Source organism: Escherichia sp. KCJ4928, assembly GCF_004352695.1.
Taxonomy (GTDB): Bacteria; Pseudomonadota; Gammaproteobacteria; order Enterobacterales; family Enterobacteriaceae; genus ECMA0423.
Genome location: NZ_SJWV01000092.1, coordinates 1 through 15,741 on the forward strand (window position 1 = coordinate 1; position 15,741 = coordinate 15,741).

At 51.3% G+C, this 15,741-nt stretch carries 9 protein-coding genes and 1 pseudogene; 4 read left to right on the forward strand and 6 right to left on the reverse strand.

From position 1 onward, the window contains the following. The first annotated feature begins 78 nt into the window (after positions 1–78). Positions 79–351: a DUF3811 domain-containing protein gene (locus tag E0D98_RS14225; RefSeq protein ID WP_001207638.1), complete on the forward strand. Its 273-nt coding sequence runs from the start codon at positions 79–81 to the stop codon at positions 349–351. On the opposite strand, the gene rluF is transcribed toward E0D98_RS14225, so the two are convergent. Next, on the reverse strand, positions 352–1,224 hold the full coding sequence (gene rluF / locus E0D98_RS14230; RefSeq protein ID WP_000936370.1) for a 23S rRNA pseudouridine(2604) synthase RluF: 873 nt from the start codon (positions 1,222–1,224) through the stop codon (positions 352–354). 211 nt (positions 1,225–1,435) lie between these two features. On the opposite strand from rluF, the gene pepE reads away from it, so the two are divergent. Beyond that, positions 1,436–2,125, forward strand: coding sequence for a dipeptidase PepE (pepE, locus tag E0D98_RS14235; RefSeq protein WP_000421763.1), 690 nt, complete (start codon positions 1,436–1,438; stop codon positions 2,123–2,125). A gap of 90 nt (positions 2,126–2,215) precedes the next feature. Here the strand turns inward: pepE and E0D98_RS14240 are convergent, their stop codons facing one another. Both E0D98_RS14240 and metH read right to left on the reverse strand, forming a co-directional pair. After that, positions 2,216–3,847 (reverse strand): Na/Pi cotransporter family protein, encoded by a 1,632-nt coding sequence (locus E0D98_RS14240; RefSeq protein ID WP_000956830.1) that lies wholly within the window; start codon positions 3,845–3,847, stop codon positions 2,216–2,218. A 219-nt stretch (positions 3,848–4,066) separates the two neighbouring features. Further along, positions 4,067–7,750: a methionine synthase gene (gene metH, locus E0D98_RS14245; protein WP_000096011.1), complete on the reverse strand. Its 3,684-nt coding sequence runs from the start codon at positions 7,748–7,750 to the stop codon at positions 4,067–4,069. A gap of 199 nt (positions 7,751–7,949) precedes the next feature. On the opposite strand from metH, the gene iclR reads away from it, so the two are divergent. After that, entirely contained in the window at positions 7,950–8,774 is an 825-nt protein-coding gene (iclR, locus tag E0D98_RS14250) for a glyoxylate bypass operon transcriptional repressor IclR (RefSeq protein WP_000226403.1), read from the forward strand. Between the two features lie 317 nt (positions 8,775–9,091). Next, positions 9,092–10,667: pseudogene (locus E0D98_RS14255) on the forward strand (ShET2/EspL2 family type III secretion system effector toxin). Here E0D98_RS14255 and aceK read toward each other — a convergent pair. The 3 genes from aceK to aceB all read right to left on the reverse strand — a co-directional run bounded on the left by aceK (position 10,636) and on the right by aceB (position 15,588). After that, complete coding sequence (gene aceK / locus E0D98_RS14260; protein WP_001137214.1) at positions 10,636–12,372, reverse strand: bifunctional isocitrate dehydrogenase kinase/phosphatase; 1,737 nt, start codon at positions 12,370–12,372, stop codon at positions 10,636–10,638. The pseudogene E0D98_RS14255 and the gene aceK sit on opposite strands and share 32 nt — an antisense overlap. 280 nt (positions 12,373–12,652) lie before the next feature. Continuing rightward, entirely contained in the window at positions 12,653–13,957 is a 1,305-nt protein-coding gene (gene aceA, locus E0D98_RS14265; protein WP_000857856.1) for an isocitrate lyase, read from the reverse strand. A gap of 29 nt (positions 13,958–13,986) precedes the next feature. After that, positions 13,987–15,588: a malate synthase A gene (gene aceB, locus E0D98_RS14270; RefSeq protein ID WP_000138878.1), complete on the reverse strand. Its 1,602-nt coding sequence runs from the start codon at positions 15,586–15,588 to the stop codon at positions 13,987–13,989. Positions 15,589–15,741 lie beyond the last annotated feature (153 nt).

The window sequence follows — 15,741 nt, forward strand, 5'->3', positions numbered from 1 at the left end:
GAACAAAGGAATATTATCAGTTCAGCTCGCAAACGAATTCCCGTACACTGAACTCTCTGGCTCACTGAGGGCACCATCATGGCACTCCCCCGTATTACCCAAAAAGAGATGACTGAACGCGAGCAGCGTGAACTTAAAACACTGCTGGATCGGGCGCGGATTGCGCATGGTCGCGTACTGACCAACTCCGAAACCAACAGCATTAAGAAAGAGTACATCGATAAATTAATGGTCGAGCGTGAGGCTGAAGCGAAAAAAGCCCGCCAGTTGAAGAAAAAGCAGGCTTATAAACCGGATCCTGAAGCGTCATTTAGCTGGTCAGCAAATACGTCGACGCGCGGCAGGCGCTGATTAGCGCCCCTTCTTTTTACGCCCCGGAGAGGTAAAACGCTTACCGTTGGACGCCGGGCGACCGCCTTTTTCCGCCGTTTTTTCCATCTTAACGACTGGACGTTTGATGCCCGCTGTTTTCGGTTTGGCCTTCACTTTAGGTTTTGCCTCGGAAGAGGAATTTTCGATGAGCTTAAAGAGGTCGATTAACTCATCATCAGTTAAATCGCGCCACTCACCCAGCGGAATGCCGCTTAAACTGACGTTCATAATGCGCGTACGTTCCAGCTTTTTCACTTCATAGCCGAAATGCTCGCACATGCGCCGGATCTGACGGTTCAGCCCCTGCACCAGGGTAATGCGGAAGACAAACGGCGCTTCTTTTTTGACTTTACACTTTTTAGTCACTGTCCCGAGGATTGGCACCCCCGCCCCCATACCACGAATAAATTCATCGGTAATCGGTTTATCGACCGTAACCAGATACTCTTTCTCATGATCGTTACCCGCACGGAGGATCTTATTCACCAGATCGCCGTGATTGGTGAGGAAAATCAGCCCCTGGGAGTCTTTATCCAGGCGGCCAATCGGGAACACGCGTTTGCTGTGGTTAACGAAATCGACAATGTTATCGCGCTCGCCATCTTCGGTGGTGCTGACAATACCGACGGGCTTGTTCAGGGCGATAAGTACCAAATCTTCGGCTTCCCGAGGCTCAATCAACTGACCGTTTACTTTCACAACGTCGCCGGGTTTCACCTGATCGCCAATGGTGGCTCGCTTGCCATTAAGGAACACATTGCCTTGCTCGATATAGCGATCCGCTTCGCGGCGTGAGCAAATTCCGCTTTCGCTGATGTATTTATTTAAACGGACTGATGAGTCGGGCAGCATAAATTCTCCTGTAAAAAACGGAATATACCGTACCTTTGGGTTGATAAAAAATAGTCATGAGCGAACTATTTGTTATTTCCATTGGCTTGAATTCGTTACCTGCTCAAATCACTTTCCAGAAGCAATGTGCGACATCGTGAGCCATGTCAGTAAGTGGTTAAATTCGCAGTGGTAGCATGCCTCCCGTGATTTCTTACTAACCGGAGAAGTAATGGAACTGCTTTTATTGAGTAACTCGACGCTGCCGGGTAAAGCCTGGCTGGAACATGCACTGCCGCTAATTGCTGAACAGTTGCAGGGTCGCCGCTCAGCGGTGTTTATCCCTTTCGCTGGCGTAACGCAGACCTGGGATGATTACACAGCGAAAACGGCTGCGGTTCTCGCTCCGCTGGGTGTTTCTGTCACCGGTATTCATAGCGTTGTCGATCCCGTTGCCGCGATTGAAAATGCTGAGATCGTGATTGTCGGCGGCGGGAATACTTTCCAGTTGCTGAAACAGTGCCGCGAGCGCGGGCTGCTGGCACCAATTACTGACGTGGTTAAACGTGGCGCTCTGTATATTGGCTGGAGCGCAGGCGCTAACCTTGCTTGCCCAACCATTCGTACCACCAACGATATGCCGATTGTCGATCCGCAAGGTTTCGATGCGCTAAATCTGTTCCCGTTGCAAATCAACCCGCACTTCACCAACGCGCTGCCGGAAGGCCATAAAGGTGAAACCCGTGAGCAGCGTATTCGCGAACTGCTGGTCGTCGCGCCAGAACTGACGATTATTGGTCTACCGGAAGGTAACTGGATCACAGTGAGTAAAGGTCACGCTACGCTGGGTGGCCCGAACACCACTTATGTGTTTAAGGCTGGTGAAGAAGCGGTGCCGCTAGAAGCTGGTCACCGTTTTTAAGTGAATTGCCGGATGCATGATCCGGCATCTTGTTCATAGTGCCTGATGCGACGCTTGACGCGTCTTATCAGGCCTACAGGATTCACAATATTAATACTCGTCCCGTCCTTCATCTTCATCCGGCTGTTCCAGCACACTGTAAGCCACCGAACAAAACAGCGAGTTCAGGCGCTGCATATCTCCCAGTAAGCCTAAATGTAGCGAACTGGTTTCAATGCTCTGCACGTTTTGCTGATGCAGGCGATCGACGTGGGCGTGGGAATAGCGGCGATTAAGAATGCGAAAGCGATGCTTACTACGGCGCAAACGACGAGCGCTGGTGACATCGCCAGAGAAGAACACCGACATTGCCAGCTTTAAATTACTGAGCAATTGCTCATAGAGCGCATCCAGTTCCTTCAACCCATCAAGCGAAAATGCCCGCCGTGCTGCCAGTGATTTGTCGGCAATTTCACTCCCCATGCGCTCGACGATATCGGAGGCCTGTTCAAGGTTGAGCGACATTTCGATGATCTCTGCCCAGCGGCGCGACTCTTCCTCCGCCAGCTCTTCTTTTGGCATCCGCGCCAGATACAGCTTAATGGCGGTGTAGAGAACGTTGATATCATCTGCCAGCTTACGCAGCTCTTTCTCCTGCCGTGGCTCACCGTGCATCACTTTATTCAACCCTTCCATCATCTGTTCCATGGCGTCGCCAATGCGCAGGGTTTCGCGCGCGGCGTTCGCCAGAGCAAGCGTGGGCGTATCCAGCGCGCTGACATCCAGATGTTTAGGCCGTAGCTGGGTATCCAGTTCCGGTTCATCGCGAATAATCGTTTTGCAAAACCGTGCCATCGGGTCAACAAATGGCAGCATGACCAGGCAACGTACAAGGTTGTAGAAGACGTGGAAATAGATCACCAGTTCCGCTTTTGGCAATGACAGCTTCCCCATTGTCTCTGCCAGCAAATGGACAAACGGCAGGATAATCAGGCTACCCACCAGCTTAAACAGCAGACTACCCAGCGCGACACGGCGGGCTGCGGCATTGGCGGCACTGTTGTTGAGCATCGCCAGCAGACCGGAACCGAGGTTAGCACCAATCACCAGACAGAGCGCCACGGGGAAGGAGATAATGCCTGCGGCGGTCAGAGTCGCGGTCAGCAGTACAGCAGCAAGGCTGGAGTAGCTGATAATGGCGAACATCGCGCCAATCAGCGCATCCAGCAGAATATCGCCGGTCAGCGAGGCAAAGATCACCTGAACGCCGTTTGCCTGGGTGATCGGCGTTACGGCCTGCACAATCAACTCCAGCGCTAGCAAAATCAGCCCAAGACCAATACCGACGCGGCCCAGTTGCCCGGCGCGTGACTGTTTGCGTCCGAGGAAAAAAATCACGCCGATAAAAATAAGTAACGGTGACAGCCAGGATAAGTCGAAGGTGAGAATACGCGCCATTAGCGCCGTCCCGACATCTGCACCCAGCACAATGACCAGAGCCGGTGCGAGGGCTACCAGATCCTGAGCGACAAACGAGGTCACCAGCATGGTGGTGGCATTACTGCTCTGTACCAGTGCGGTAACGCCGATCCCCGCGCAAAAGGCGAGCGGCTTTTTTTCGACGCTCCGGCTAAGGACAGTACGCAAACGCGCGCCGAAGACGCGCATTACGCCGGTTCGAACAATATGAGTCCCCCAGACCAGCAGGGCGACGGCAGAAAGCAGGTGAAGCAGCGTTAACACGAGTTCAGGTTCTCCTTATCGTTATATGTTCCTGAAGCAATTGAATGACCAAAGGACCGGAAACACGTTGACTGGCATCTTTACTGTGCCTTTTGACATTCGTTTTTCCGGCTAAGATTATTCCAGCCTGTTTCCAGTATAAGTGTTTCATATTAATAAAGAGACAGGGCACTCATTGAGCGCCCTGTTTGTTGTAAGGAAAAGTGACAGATTTGTGAATCAGTCCGCGTCATACCCCAGATTCGGTGCCAGCCAGCGCTCAACTTCGGTAACGCTCATACCTTTACGGCGGGCATAGTCTTCAACCTGATCGCGCTGAATTTGCGCTACCGCGTAATACTTGCTGTCCGGGTGGCTGAAGTACCAACCCGAAACCGATGCACCAGGCCACATGGCGAAAGATTCTGTGAGTTTCATGCCAGTGTGTTTTTCCACTTCCAGCAGCTCCCAGATGGTGGCTTTTTCCGTATGTTCCGGGCAGGCCGGATAGCCCGGTGCCGGACGGATGCCCTGGTAGTTTTCGCGGATCAGTTCTTCGTTGCTGAGGTTCTCGTTCGGCGCATAGCCCCAGTAGACTTTACGCACACGCTCATGGAGATACTCCGCAAAGGCTTCGGCTAAACGGTCGGCAAGCGCTTTCACCATGATTTTGTTGTAATCATCGTGCTGCGCTTCAAAGGCATCAGCCAGTGCGTCCTCTTCCAGCCCGCCAGTCACGGCAAATGCGCCGATGTAATCTGCTTTACCAGAAAGCTTCGGCGCAACGAAGTCAGCGAGACAGTAGTTAGCGAATCCCGTTTTTTCGGTCTGTTGACGCAGATGGTGGCTGACGTTGATCACATGAGTGCGCGTTTCGTCACGGTAGATTTCAATGTCATCGCCCACACGGTTTGCCGGGAACAGGCCCACCACGCCACGCGGATTCAGCGTTTTCTCGGCGCTTAATTTATCCAGCATGTCGTTGGCGTCTTTAAACAGCCGCTGCGCCTCAACGCCTACCACTTCATCTTCCAGAATGCGCGGATACTTCCCGGCCAGCGACCAGGTCATAAAGAACGGTGTCCAGTCGATGTAATTGCGCAGCGTTTCGATGCTGGCTTCGACTTCCTGCACGCCGAGACGGTGCGCCACCGGCGGCGTGTAAGCCTGCCAGTCAAAAGCGAAATCGTTATCGCGCGCCGCTTCCAGCGTGACCGGTGGTGTGCGCGGCTTCTTGCGCCCGTGCTGAATACGTACGGTTTCGTACTCCTTGCGGGTACGAGCGACAAAATCATCACGCTGGGTATCGGAAAGCAGCGCCGCCACCACACCAACGGTACGCGATGCGTTCTGCACATACACCGTCGGGCCGCTGTAGTTCTGCTCGATTTTCACCGCCGTGTGCGCTTTTGAGGTGGTCGCGCCGCCAATCAATAGCGGAATAGTGAAGCCCTGACGCTCCATCTCTTTCGCCACGTTAACCATCTCGTCCAGCGACGGCGTGATAAGCCCCGAAAGTCCAATCAGATCAGCATTCACTTCTTTAGCGGTACGGAGAATTTTTTCCGCAGGCACCATAACGCCGAGATCGACAATTTCGTAGTTGTTACATTGCAGCACCACACCAACGATATTTTTACCGATGTCGTGGACGTCGCCCTTCACGGTGGCGATCACCATCTTGCCGTTGGTTTTACCCTGCTCTTTGCTGGCTTCAATAAACGGTTCGAGATACGCCACTGCCTGTTTCATGACGCGCGCCGATTTGACCACCTGTGGCAGGAACATTTTCCCTTCGCCAAACAGATCGCCGACCACGTTCATACCGTCCATCAGCGGGCCTTCAATCACTTCAATCGGGCGCGTAGCCTGCTGGCGGGCTTCTTCGGTATCCTGCTCGATAAACTCGGTAATGCCTTTAACCAGCGAGTATTCCAGACGTTTATTCACTTCCCACGAGCGCCACTCCGCCTGCTGGGCGTTAGCGGTGTCGTCGGTTTTGCTGCCGCGATATTTCTCGGCAAGCTCCAGTAAACGCTCAGTGCCATCGTCGCGACGGTTAAGAATCACATCTTCCACCGCGTCGCGCAGTTCAGCGGGTAGGTCGTCGTAAATCGCCAGTTGCCCGGCGTTGACGATCCCCATATCCATGCCATTGCGAATAGCGTAGTAGAGGAACACCGCGTGAATGGCTTCGCGCACCGGATCGTTGCCACGGAATGAGAAAGAAACGTTAGATACACCGCCGGAAATCAGCGCGTGCGGCAGTTCGCGTTTGATATCTTCACACGCGCCGATAAAGTCCTGCGCGTAGTTGTTGTGCTCTTCAATGCCGGTTGCGACCGCGAAGATGTTCGGGTCGAAGATGATATCTTCTGGCGGGAAGCCAACCTCTTCGGTGAGGATTTTGTACGCCCGACGGCAAATCTCGATTTTCCGTGCGCGGGTATCGGCCTGTCCCTGTTCGTCAAAGGCCATTACCACCACTGCCGCACCGTAACGACGCAAGAGCTTCGCGTGATGGATAAAGGCGTCGACGCCCTCTTTCATCGAGATAGAGTTAACAATGCCTTTGCCCTGAATACACTTCAGACCTTTTTCAATGACATCCCATTTTGAGGAGTCGATCATAATCGGCACGCGAGCGATATCCGGTTCACCGGCAATCAGATTGAGAAAACGCACCATCGCCGCTTCGGCGTCGAGCATCCCTTCATCCATGTTGATATCGATAATCTGCGCACCGTTTTCCACCTGCTGGCGGGCCACATCCAGTGCCTCGCTGTATTTCTCTTCTTTGATCAGGCGCTTGAACTTAGCGGAACCGGTGACGTTGGTGCGTTCACCCACGTTCACAAACAGGCTATCTTCGCCAATGTTCAGCGGCTCCAGGCCGGACAAACGGCAGGCTACGGGGATTTCCGGCAGTTTGCGCGGCGCTAATCCTTCTACTGCACGACTCATCGCTGCAATATGTTGTGGCGTGGTGCCACAGCAGCCGCCGACGATATTGAGAAAACCCGCTTGCGCCCATTCACGTATCTGTTTTGCCATCGTGTCGGCGTCGAGATCGTACTCACCAAAGGCGTTGGGTAGCCCGGCGTTCGGGTGCGCGGTGACGTAGCATTCCGCAATCCGTGACAGCTCCTGCACGTACTGGCGCAGTTCATCTGGCCCCAGCGCACAGTTCAGGCCAAAGGTCAGAGCTTCGGCGTGGCGCAATGAGTTGTAAAATGCTTCGGTGGTCTGCCCGGAGAGCGTGCGCCCGGAGGCGTCGGTGATGGTGCCGGAGATCATAATCGGCAGCTCAACGCCCAGCGCTTCAAACTCCGTTTTCACCGCAAAGACCGCCGCTTTGGCGTTAAGGGTGTCGAAAACGGTTTCAATCAGGATCAGATCCGCACCACCTTCCACCAGCGCTTTGGTGGACTCTCGATAAGCCGCCACCAGCCCGTCAAAAGTGATATTACGAAATGCCGGATCGTTGACGTCCGGAGAAATAGACGCCGTGCGGTTGGTTGGGCCGAGAACACCGGCAACGTAGCGCGGTTTCTCCGGGGTGCGCGCGGTCCACTCATCAGCACAGGCGCGCGCCAGTTTCGCCGCCGCAAAGTTGATTTCCGCCGACAGGGATTCCATCTGGTAATCCGCCATCGCAATGGTCGTGGAGTTGAAGGTGTTGGTTTCGATGATATCCGCGCCCGCTTCAAAGTAGGCGTTGTGGATAGCGGCGATCACTTCCGGTTTACTGAGTACCAGCAGGTCGTTGTTGCCTTTGAGGTCGCATGGCCAGTCGGCAAAGCGTTCACCACGAAAATCGGCTTCGTTCAGTCGATAGCTCTGGATCATGGTGCCCATACCGCCGTCCAGCACCAGAATACGTTCATTTAACTGCGCACGCAGTTGTTCCACTTTGCTGCTCACACTTGCTCCCGACACGCTCAACCCAGATTTAATAAAAATTCAACAAACCATACTGGCATAAACGCATCTGTGGTAAAAGCGACCACCACGCAACATGAGATTTGTTCAACATTAACTCATCGGATCAGTTCAGCAACTATTGCATTAGCTAACAATAAAAATGAAAATGATTTCCACGATACAGAAAAAGGAGACTGTCATGGTCGCACCCATTCCCGCGAAACGCGGCAGAAAACCCGCCGTTGCCACCGCACCAGCGACTGGACAGGTTCAGTCTTTAACGCGTGGCCTGAAATTACTGGAGTGGATTGCCGAATCCAATGGCAGTGTGGCACTCACGGAACTGGCGCAACAAGCCGGGTTACCCAATTCCACGACCCACCGCCTGCTAACCACGATGCAACAGCAGGGTTTCGTGCGTCAGGTTGGCGAACTGGGACACTGGGCAATCGGCGCACATGCCTTTATGGTCGGCAGCAGCTTTCTCCAGAGCCGTAATTTGTTAGCAATTGTTCACCCTATCCTGCGCAATCTAATGGAAGAGTCTGGCGAAACGGTCAATATGGCGGTGCTTGATCAAAGCGATCACGAAGCGATTATTATCGACCAGGTACAGTGTACCCACCTGATGCGAATGTCCGCGCCTATCGGCGGTAAATTGCCGATGCACGCTTCCGGTGCGGGTAAAGCCTTTTTAGCCCAACTGAGCGAAGAACAGGTGACGAAGCTGCTGCACCGCAAAGGGTTACATGCCTATACCCACGCAACGCTGGTGTCTCCTGTGCATTTAAAAGAAGATCTCGCCCAAACGCGCAAACGGGGTTATTCATTTGACGATGAGGAACATGCGCTGGGGCTACGTTGCCTTGCAGCGTGTATTTTCGATGAGCACCGCGAACCGTTTGCCGCAATTTCAATTTCCGGACCGATTTCACGTATTACCGATGACCGCGTGACCGAGTTTGGCGCAATGGTGATTAAAGCGGCGAAGGAAGTGACGCTGGCGTACGGTGGAATGCGCTGACTTTTTTCTGGCGGGCAGAGGCAATATTCTGCCCGTCATATCTGAGTGGCAATAGAATAAGGGTGTCTGTTAATCGCATTGACGCCAAAATAACTTATTGTCATACACTTCGCACACTTTTATTAACTCAGCATTATTTTTAAACATCAAACCACTTAATTATTAACAAAATCGCAAGATCTCATTACGCCGAAACTTTTACGGTTTCATTATGAGATTGAGCGATTTATGATATTTCTTTACTTGTAATCATATTAAATTTTTTCACTGTTCTGATAGTTAAAATTCAAGACATCAATAAACAATGAGATATTTAAATGATTACTCGTATTCCTCGCAGTTCTTTCTCTGTAAATATTAATAATACAGCCCAGACAAATGAACACCAAAACCTGAGTGAATTGTTTTATAAAGAACTCGAGGATAAATTTTCTGGCAAGGAGCTGGCGACGCCTCTATTAAAAAGCTTCTCAGAGAACTGTAGACAAAACGGTCGTCATATCTTTAGCAACAAGGATTTTGTCATTAAATTTTCCACGTCTGTCTTACAGACTGATAAAAAAGAAATTACGATAATTAATAAAAATGAAAACACGACACTCACTCAAACCATTGCTCCAATATTTGAAGAATACCTAATGGAAATTTTACCTCAACGCTCAGACGCTCTTGATAAACAAAAATTAAATCTAAACTCAGATAGAAAAGAAAAAGACTTCCCAAGAGTTAAACTTAATGGTCAATGTTATTTTCCGGGGCGCCCCCAAAACCGTATAGTATGCCGACACATTGCTGCACAATATATTAATGATATTTATCAGAATGTTAATTACAAACCCCATCAAGATGATTACTCTTCAGCTGAAAAATTTCTCACGCACTTCAACAAAAAATGCAAAAACCAGACTTTGGCGTTGATTTCCAGCCGTCCTGAGGGGCGTTGTGTTGCTGCCTGCGGTGATTTCGGGCTAGTTATGAAGGCATATTTTGACAAGATGGAATCAAATGGCATCAGTGTTATGGCTGCCATATTATTGGTAGATAACCATGCTTTGACGGCCCGACTAAGAATAAAGAACACAACTGAAGGATGTACCCATTACGTGGTTTCGGTTTATGATCCTAATGTAACTAACGATAAAATAAGAATTATGAGCGAAAGCAAAGAGGATATTAAACACTATTCTCTGATGGATTTTATGAATGTAGATTATAGCCTCCTGAAATGGTCAAATGATCATGTTATTAACCAATCTGTTGCAATAATTCCAGCACTTCCGAAAGAACAGCTATTGATGTTAAAAGGATCTGTGGATGAAATAACCCCTCCATTATCACCAGCAACGATGAATTTGCTAATGGCAATTGGTCAGAATCACCAACTTACGCAACTGATGATTCAGCTCCAGAAAATGCCAGAACTACATAGAACAGAAATGTTGACTGCCTATAATAGTGGACATATGAACGTTATTAATACTATTTTTAACGCATTACCCACTCTGTTTAATACGTTTAAATTCGATAAAAAAAAATATGAAGCCCCTCCTCCTGGCAAATAATTCTAATGAATATCCCGGTTTGTTTTCAGCGATACAGCATAAACAACAAAATGTTGTAGAGACGGTTTATCTTGCTTTATCTGACCATGCACGCCTGTTTGGATTTACCGCTGAAGATATTATGGATTTTTGGCAACACAAAGCGCCACAAAAATACTCTGCCTTTGAGTTGGCTTTTGAATTTGGTCACCGGGTTATTGCTGAATTAATCCTTAATACATTAAATAAGATGGCTGAAAGCTTTGGCTTTACGGATAACCCTCGATACATTGCGGAGAAAAATTATATGGAAGCTTTACTCAAAAAAGCATCTCCCCATACCGTACGCTAAATCTTTGCCTGCGCCGATACGCATAAACATCTTCCACATGCCCTTCACGTATGCGGTTTTGTAGTGCGCGCCAGTAATCAGCGCGGAACAGGTCGGCGTGCATCTCTTCAAACAGCGGACCAATACGCGGGTCGGCGCATAGCCAGTGGCGAAACTCTTCCGGGAAAACATCGCCCGGCGAGACGCTGTACCACGGTTCGCTGGCAAGTTCGTCTTCCGGATAGCGCGGCGGCGGGATGTCGCGGAAATTCACTTCCGTCATGTAGCAAATTTCATCGTAATCATAAAAAACCACACGCCCGTGACGGGTGACACCGAAGTTTTTAAACAGCATGTCGCCAGGAAAAATGTTAGCAGCGGCAAGCTGGCGAATAGCGTTACCGTATTCTTCAATGGCGTCGCGCAACTGCTGACCTTCCACTTGTTCCAGCCAGATATTGAGCGGCACCATCCGCCGCTCGATATAGAGATGGCGAATTACAATCTGCTCACCAAGATCGGTGATTTTTTCCGCTGCTTCCTGGAGCAGTAATTCCATTAATGCCGGGGAAATATGCCGCTTCTCCAGCACAAAGTTTTCAAACTCCTGGGTGTCCGCCATTCGGCCCACGCGATCGTGCTCTTTCACCAGTTGATAGCAGGCACGAACGTGAGCGGCAGACATCTCTTTCTGCGGCGCGAACTTGTCTTTGATGACTTTGAATACCCGATCAAAGCCCGGCAGCGTAAACACCAACATCACCATTCCACGAATACCCGGCGCTTCAATGAACTGCTCATTACAGCCCTGTAGATAAACGAGATATTCGCGGTAGCTTTCGGTTTTGGCGTGCTTCTGGCAGCCGATAGCCATATACAATTCAGCAGTGGTTTTACCTGGCAGAATTTCCCGTAGCCACTCGACCAGCGCTGCGGGCAGCGGTGCATAAACCATAAAATAAGAACGCGCAAAGCCAAAAACAATGCTCGCTTCGGCGGTCGTCGTCAGGCAGGTATCAATAAATAACTCGCCGTCGTCCGTCTGGTGGATCGGCAGTAAGAAGGGCAACGTGCCGGAAGGCGTGATCAGTTTGCCCACCAGCCAGGCGGCTTTATTGCGGTAAAACAGTTCGTTCGCCACCTGTAAATGACTTTCCGCGAGGTTGTCTGTCCCCAGCGTTTCCGTCAGATGGCGAATGATGTAATGAATGTCACGGCTTTTATTCTGCCAGCGCAGGCGCAGCGGCAGGTCGCTGATAACGCGCATCAGTAGAGATTCCCAGCCGTGATCGGGGTGAAAGTCTTTCGCCAGCGGGCGGGGAATGGTACGAAAGCGGCGCTCTGGCTGAGAGCTAAAGATAAAAAGCCGCTCGGGAGTAAGCGAGCGGTGGTCAAATAACCGACAGTACACGGAGTTAAAAAAGCTCTCCGCAATCTCGAAGCGCGGGTAATCCGGCAACAGCCGCGTGTAATGCTCTTTAACGCGCAGTAAAAATGCCGCGTCCGTACTTTGGCCGTTAGTAATGCAGCGCAGTTGCTCCACGACCAGACCAACGTGATGATCGTAAAGATGGATACGGTTTTTCATCGCCTGCTGGACAGCATGCCAGTCGGCCTGTTCGAAACGCTGCTGCGCCCCGGAAGTCACTTCGAGGAATCGACCATACTGAGCGTCGAAGCCTTGCAAAATGGTTTGAGCAATCAGTAATTCCAGGCCACGCGGCATTTAGCGCCCTCATCAGGAGCAGAGAATTGCCGGATGCGGCGTAAACGCCTTATCCAGCCTACGTTCGGCAACGGTTGTAGGCATGATAAGACGCGCAAGCGTCGCATCAGGCATCGTGCACCGATTGCCGGATGCGGCGTAAATGCCTTATCCGGCCTACGTTCGGCAACGGCTGTAGGCATGATAAGACGCGCAAGCGTCGCATCAGGCATCGTGCACCGATTGCCGGATGCGGCGTGAACGCCTTATCCGGCCTACAGTCAGCAACGGTTGTTGTTGCTTAGAACTGCGATTCTTCAGTGGAGCCGGTCAGCGCGGTGACTGAAGACGTGCCGCCCTGAATAATAGTCGTCACTTTATCGAAGTAACCTGTACCCACTTCCTGCTGGTGAGATACGAAGGTATAGCCATCTTTCGCGGCGGCAAATTCCGGCTGCTGCACTTTCTCAACGTAGTGCTTCATACCCTCGCCCTGGGCATAGGCGTTTGCCAGGTCAAACATGTTGAACCACATGCTGTGGATACCTGCCAGGGTGATGAACTGGAACTTGTAGCCCATATCCGACAGCTGCTGCTGGAAGCTGGCAATAGTTTTGTCGTCGAGGTTTTTCTGCCAGTTGAACGACGGCGAGCAGTTATAAGCCAGCAGTTTGCCCGGATATTTCGCGTGGATAGCTTGTGCAAAGCGACGCGCCAGTTCCAGATCCGGCGTGGAGGTTTCACACCAGACCAGGTCAGCATATGGCGCATACGCCAGGCCACGGCTGATCGCTTGCTCAATGCCCGCATGAGTACGGAAGAAGCCTTCACTGGTACGCTCGCCAGTAATAAATTCACTGTCATACGGGTCGCAATCGGAGGTAATCAGATCCGCCGCATCGGCATCGGTACGAGCAACCAGCAGGGTTGGAACGCCCGTCACGTCAGCTGCAAGACGCGCCGCGACCAGTTTCTGAATAGCTTCCTGAGTTGGCACCAAAACTTTGCCGCCCATGTGACCGCATTTCTTCACTGACGCCAGCTGATCTTCGAAGTGAACTGCCGCTGCACCGGCTTCAATCATCGCTTTCATCAGTTCAAAGGCATTCAGGACACCGCCAAAACCGGCTTCCGCATCGGCAACGATCGGCAGGAAGTAATCGACATAGCGCGGATCGCCCGGCTCAATGCCTGCGGACCATTGGATCTGATCGGCACGACGGAAGGTGTTGTTGATCCGCTCCACCACAGCTGGCACCGAGTTTGCCGGATAGAGCGACTGATCCGGATACATGCTGGCCGCCAGGTTAGCGTCCGCCGCTACCTGCCATCCCGACAGATAGACTGCTTCAATACCCGCTTTCGCCTGTTGCAGCGCCTGACCGCCAGTCAGTGCACCGAGGCTGTTGATGTAGCCTTTTTTCGACTCGCCATGCAGCAGACGCCACATTTTCGCCGCGCCCAGTTGCGCCAGGGTGCATTCAGGATTGACTGAACCGCGTAATTTCACCACATCTTCCGCGCTGTATGGGCGAGTAATGCCTTCCCAACGCGGTTGAGTCCACTCTTTCTGTAATTCTTCAATTTGTTGTGTACGGGTTTTCATGTGCAGATGCTCCATAGTTATGTGGTGGTTTACGCTAACAGGCGGTAGCCTGGCAGGGTCAGGAAATCAATTAACTCATCGGAAGTGGTGATCTGTTCCATCAAGCGTGCGGCATCGTCAAAACGCCCCTGGGAGAAACGTTCTTCGCCCAGTTCGCTGGCAATGACTTTCATCTCTTCACCCAGCATCTGGCGGAACAAGGCTTTGGTCACCGGTTTGCCATTGCTCAACGTTTTTTGATGATGGATCCACTGCCAGATTGAGGTACGGGAAATTTCAGCCGTCGCCGCATCTTCCATCAGGCCATAAATCGGCACGCAGCCGTTGCCGGAGATCCATGCTTCGATGTACTGCACTGCCACGCGAATGTTGGCGCGCATACCTTCTTCGGTGCGTTCACCATCACAAGGTGCCAGCAGCTGATCGGCAGTAATCGGCGCGTCTTGTTCGCGCATCACTTCAAGCTGATTTTTACGGGAGCCGAGAATGTCGTTGAATACCGCCATTGCCGTATCCGCAAGGCCTGGGTGAGCAATCCATGTGCCATCGTGACCGTTATTGGCTTCCAGCGCTTTATCCGCTTTTACTTTGTTGAGCACCTGGTTATTGCGCTCTTCATCTTTGCTCGGAATAAACGCTGCCATGCCGCCCATCGCAAAAGCACCGCGTTTATGGCAGGTTTTAATCAACAGGCGTGAGTAAGCATTCAGGAATGGTTTATCCATCGTCACTGCCTGTCTGTCTGGCAGGACGCGATCGGGATAGTTTTTCAACGTTTTGATATAGCTGAAGATGTAATCCCAACGACCGCAGTTCAGACCAACAATATGGTCACGCAGCGCGTGAAGGATTTCATCCATCTGGAACACGGCGGGCAGCGTTTCAATCAGCAACGTCGCCTTGATGGTGCCGCGCGGCAGATTAAAGCGATCTTCTGCATAGCTGAAGACTTCGCTCCACCAGGCCGCTTCCTGCCAGGACTGGGTTTTCGGCAGATAGAAATAGGGACCGCTGCCCTTTGCCAACAGTGCCTGATAGTTGTGGAAGAAATAGAGCGCAAAATCAAACAGGCTACCGGGGATTGCCTCACCACGCCAGGTGACATGTTTTTCCGGCAAGTGCAGACCGCGTACCCGACAAATCAAAACCGCTGGATTGGGCTTGAGCTGATAAATTTTGCCTGCTTCATTGGTATAGCTGATGGTGCCGTTAACCGCATCGCGCAGGTTAATTTGCCCGTCGATCACTTTGTTCCAGTCTGGTGCCAGTGAATCTTCGAAATCGGCCATAAAGACTTTCACATTGGCGTTCAGTGCGTTGATCACCATCTTGCGCTCAACCGGGCCAGTTATCTCGACTCGACGATCTTGTAAGTCCGCGGGAATACCACGAATTTTCCAGTCCGTATCGCGAATGGAAGCTGTTTCCGAAATAAAATCAGGCAACGTTCCGTTATCAATATCTTGCTGCTGCTGAATGCGCGCTGCCAGAAGTTTATTGCGTTGTGGCGTAAAATGCGTCACCAGCTCAGTCAGAAATTCTACCGCTTCGGCAGTAAGAATTTGCTTCTCCTGCTCGCCATACGGCCTTATGAAAGCCAGTTCATCGGTTGTTGTTGCCTGTTCAGTCATCGTGCAGCTCCTCGTCATGGATCCGAAAACTTCCCCACTGTGAACGAAAGATCGTTGTGCGCTTTTCGTTCAGCACAACTAAGACTACTCATTTAAAATGCAAAATCAAAAACAATTTCCATTTTAATTAAAAATACTTGATAACTTATTGAT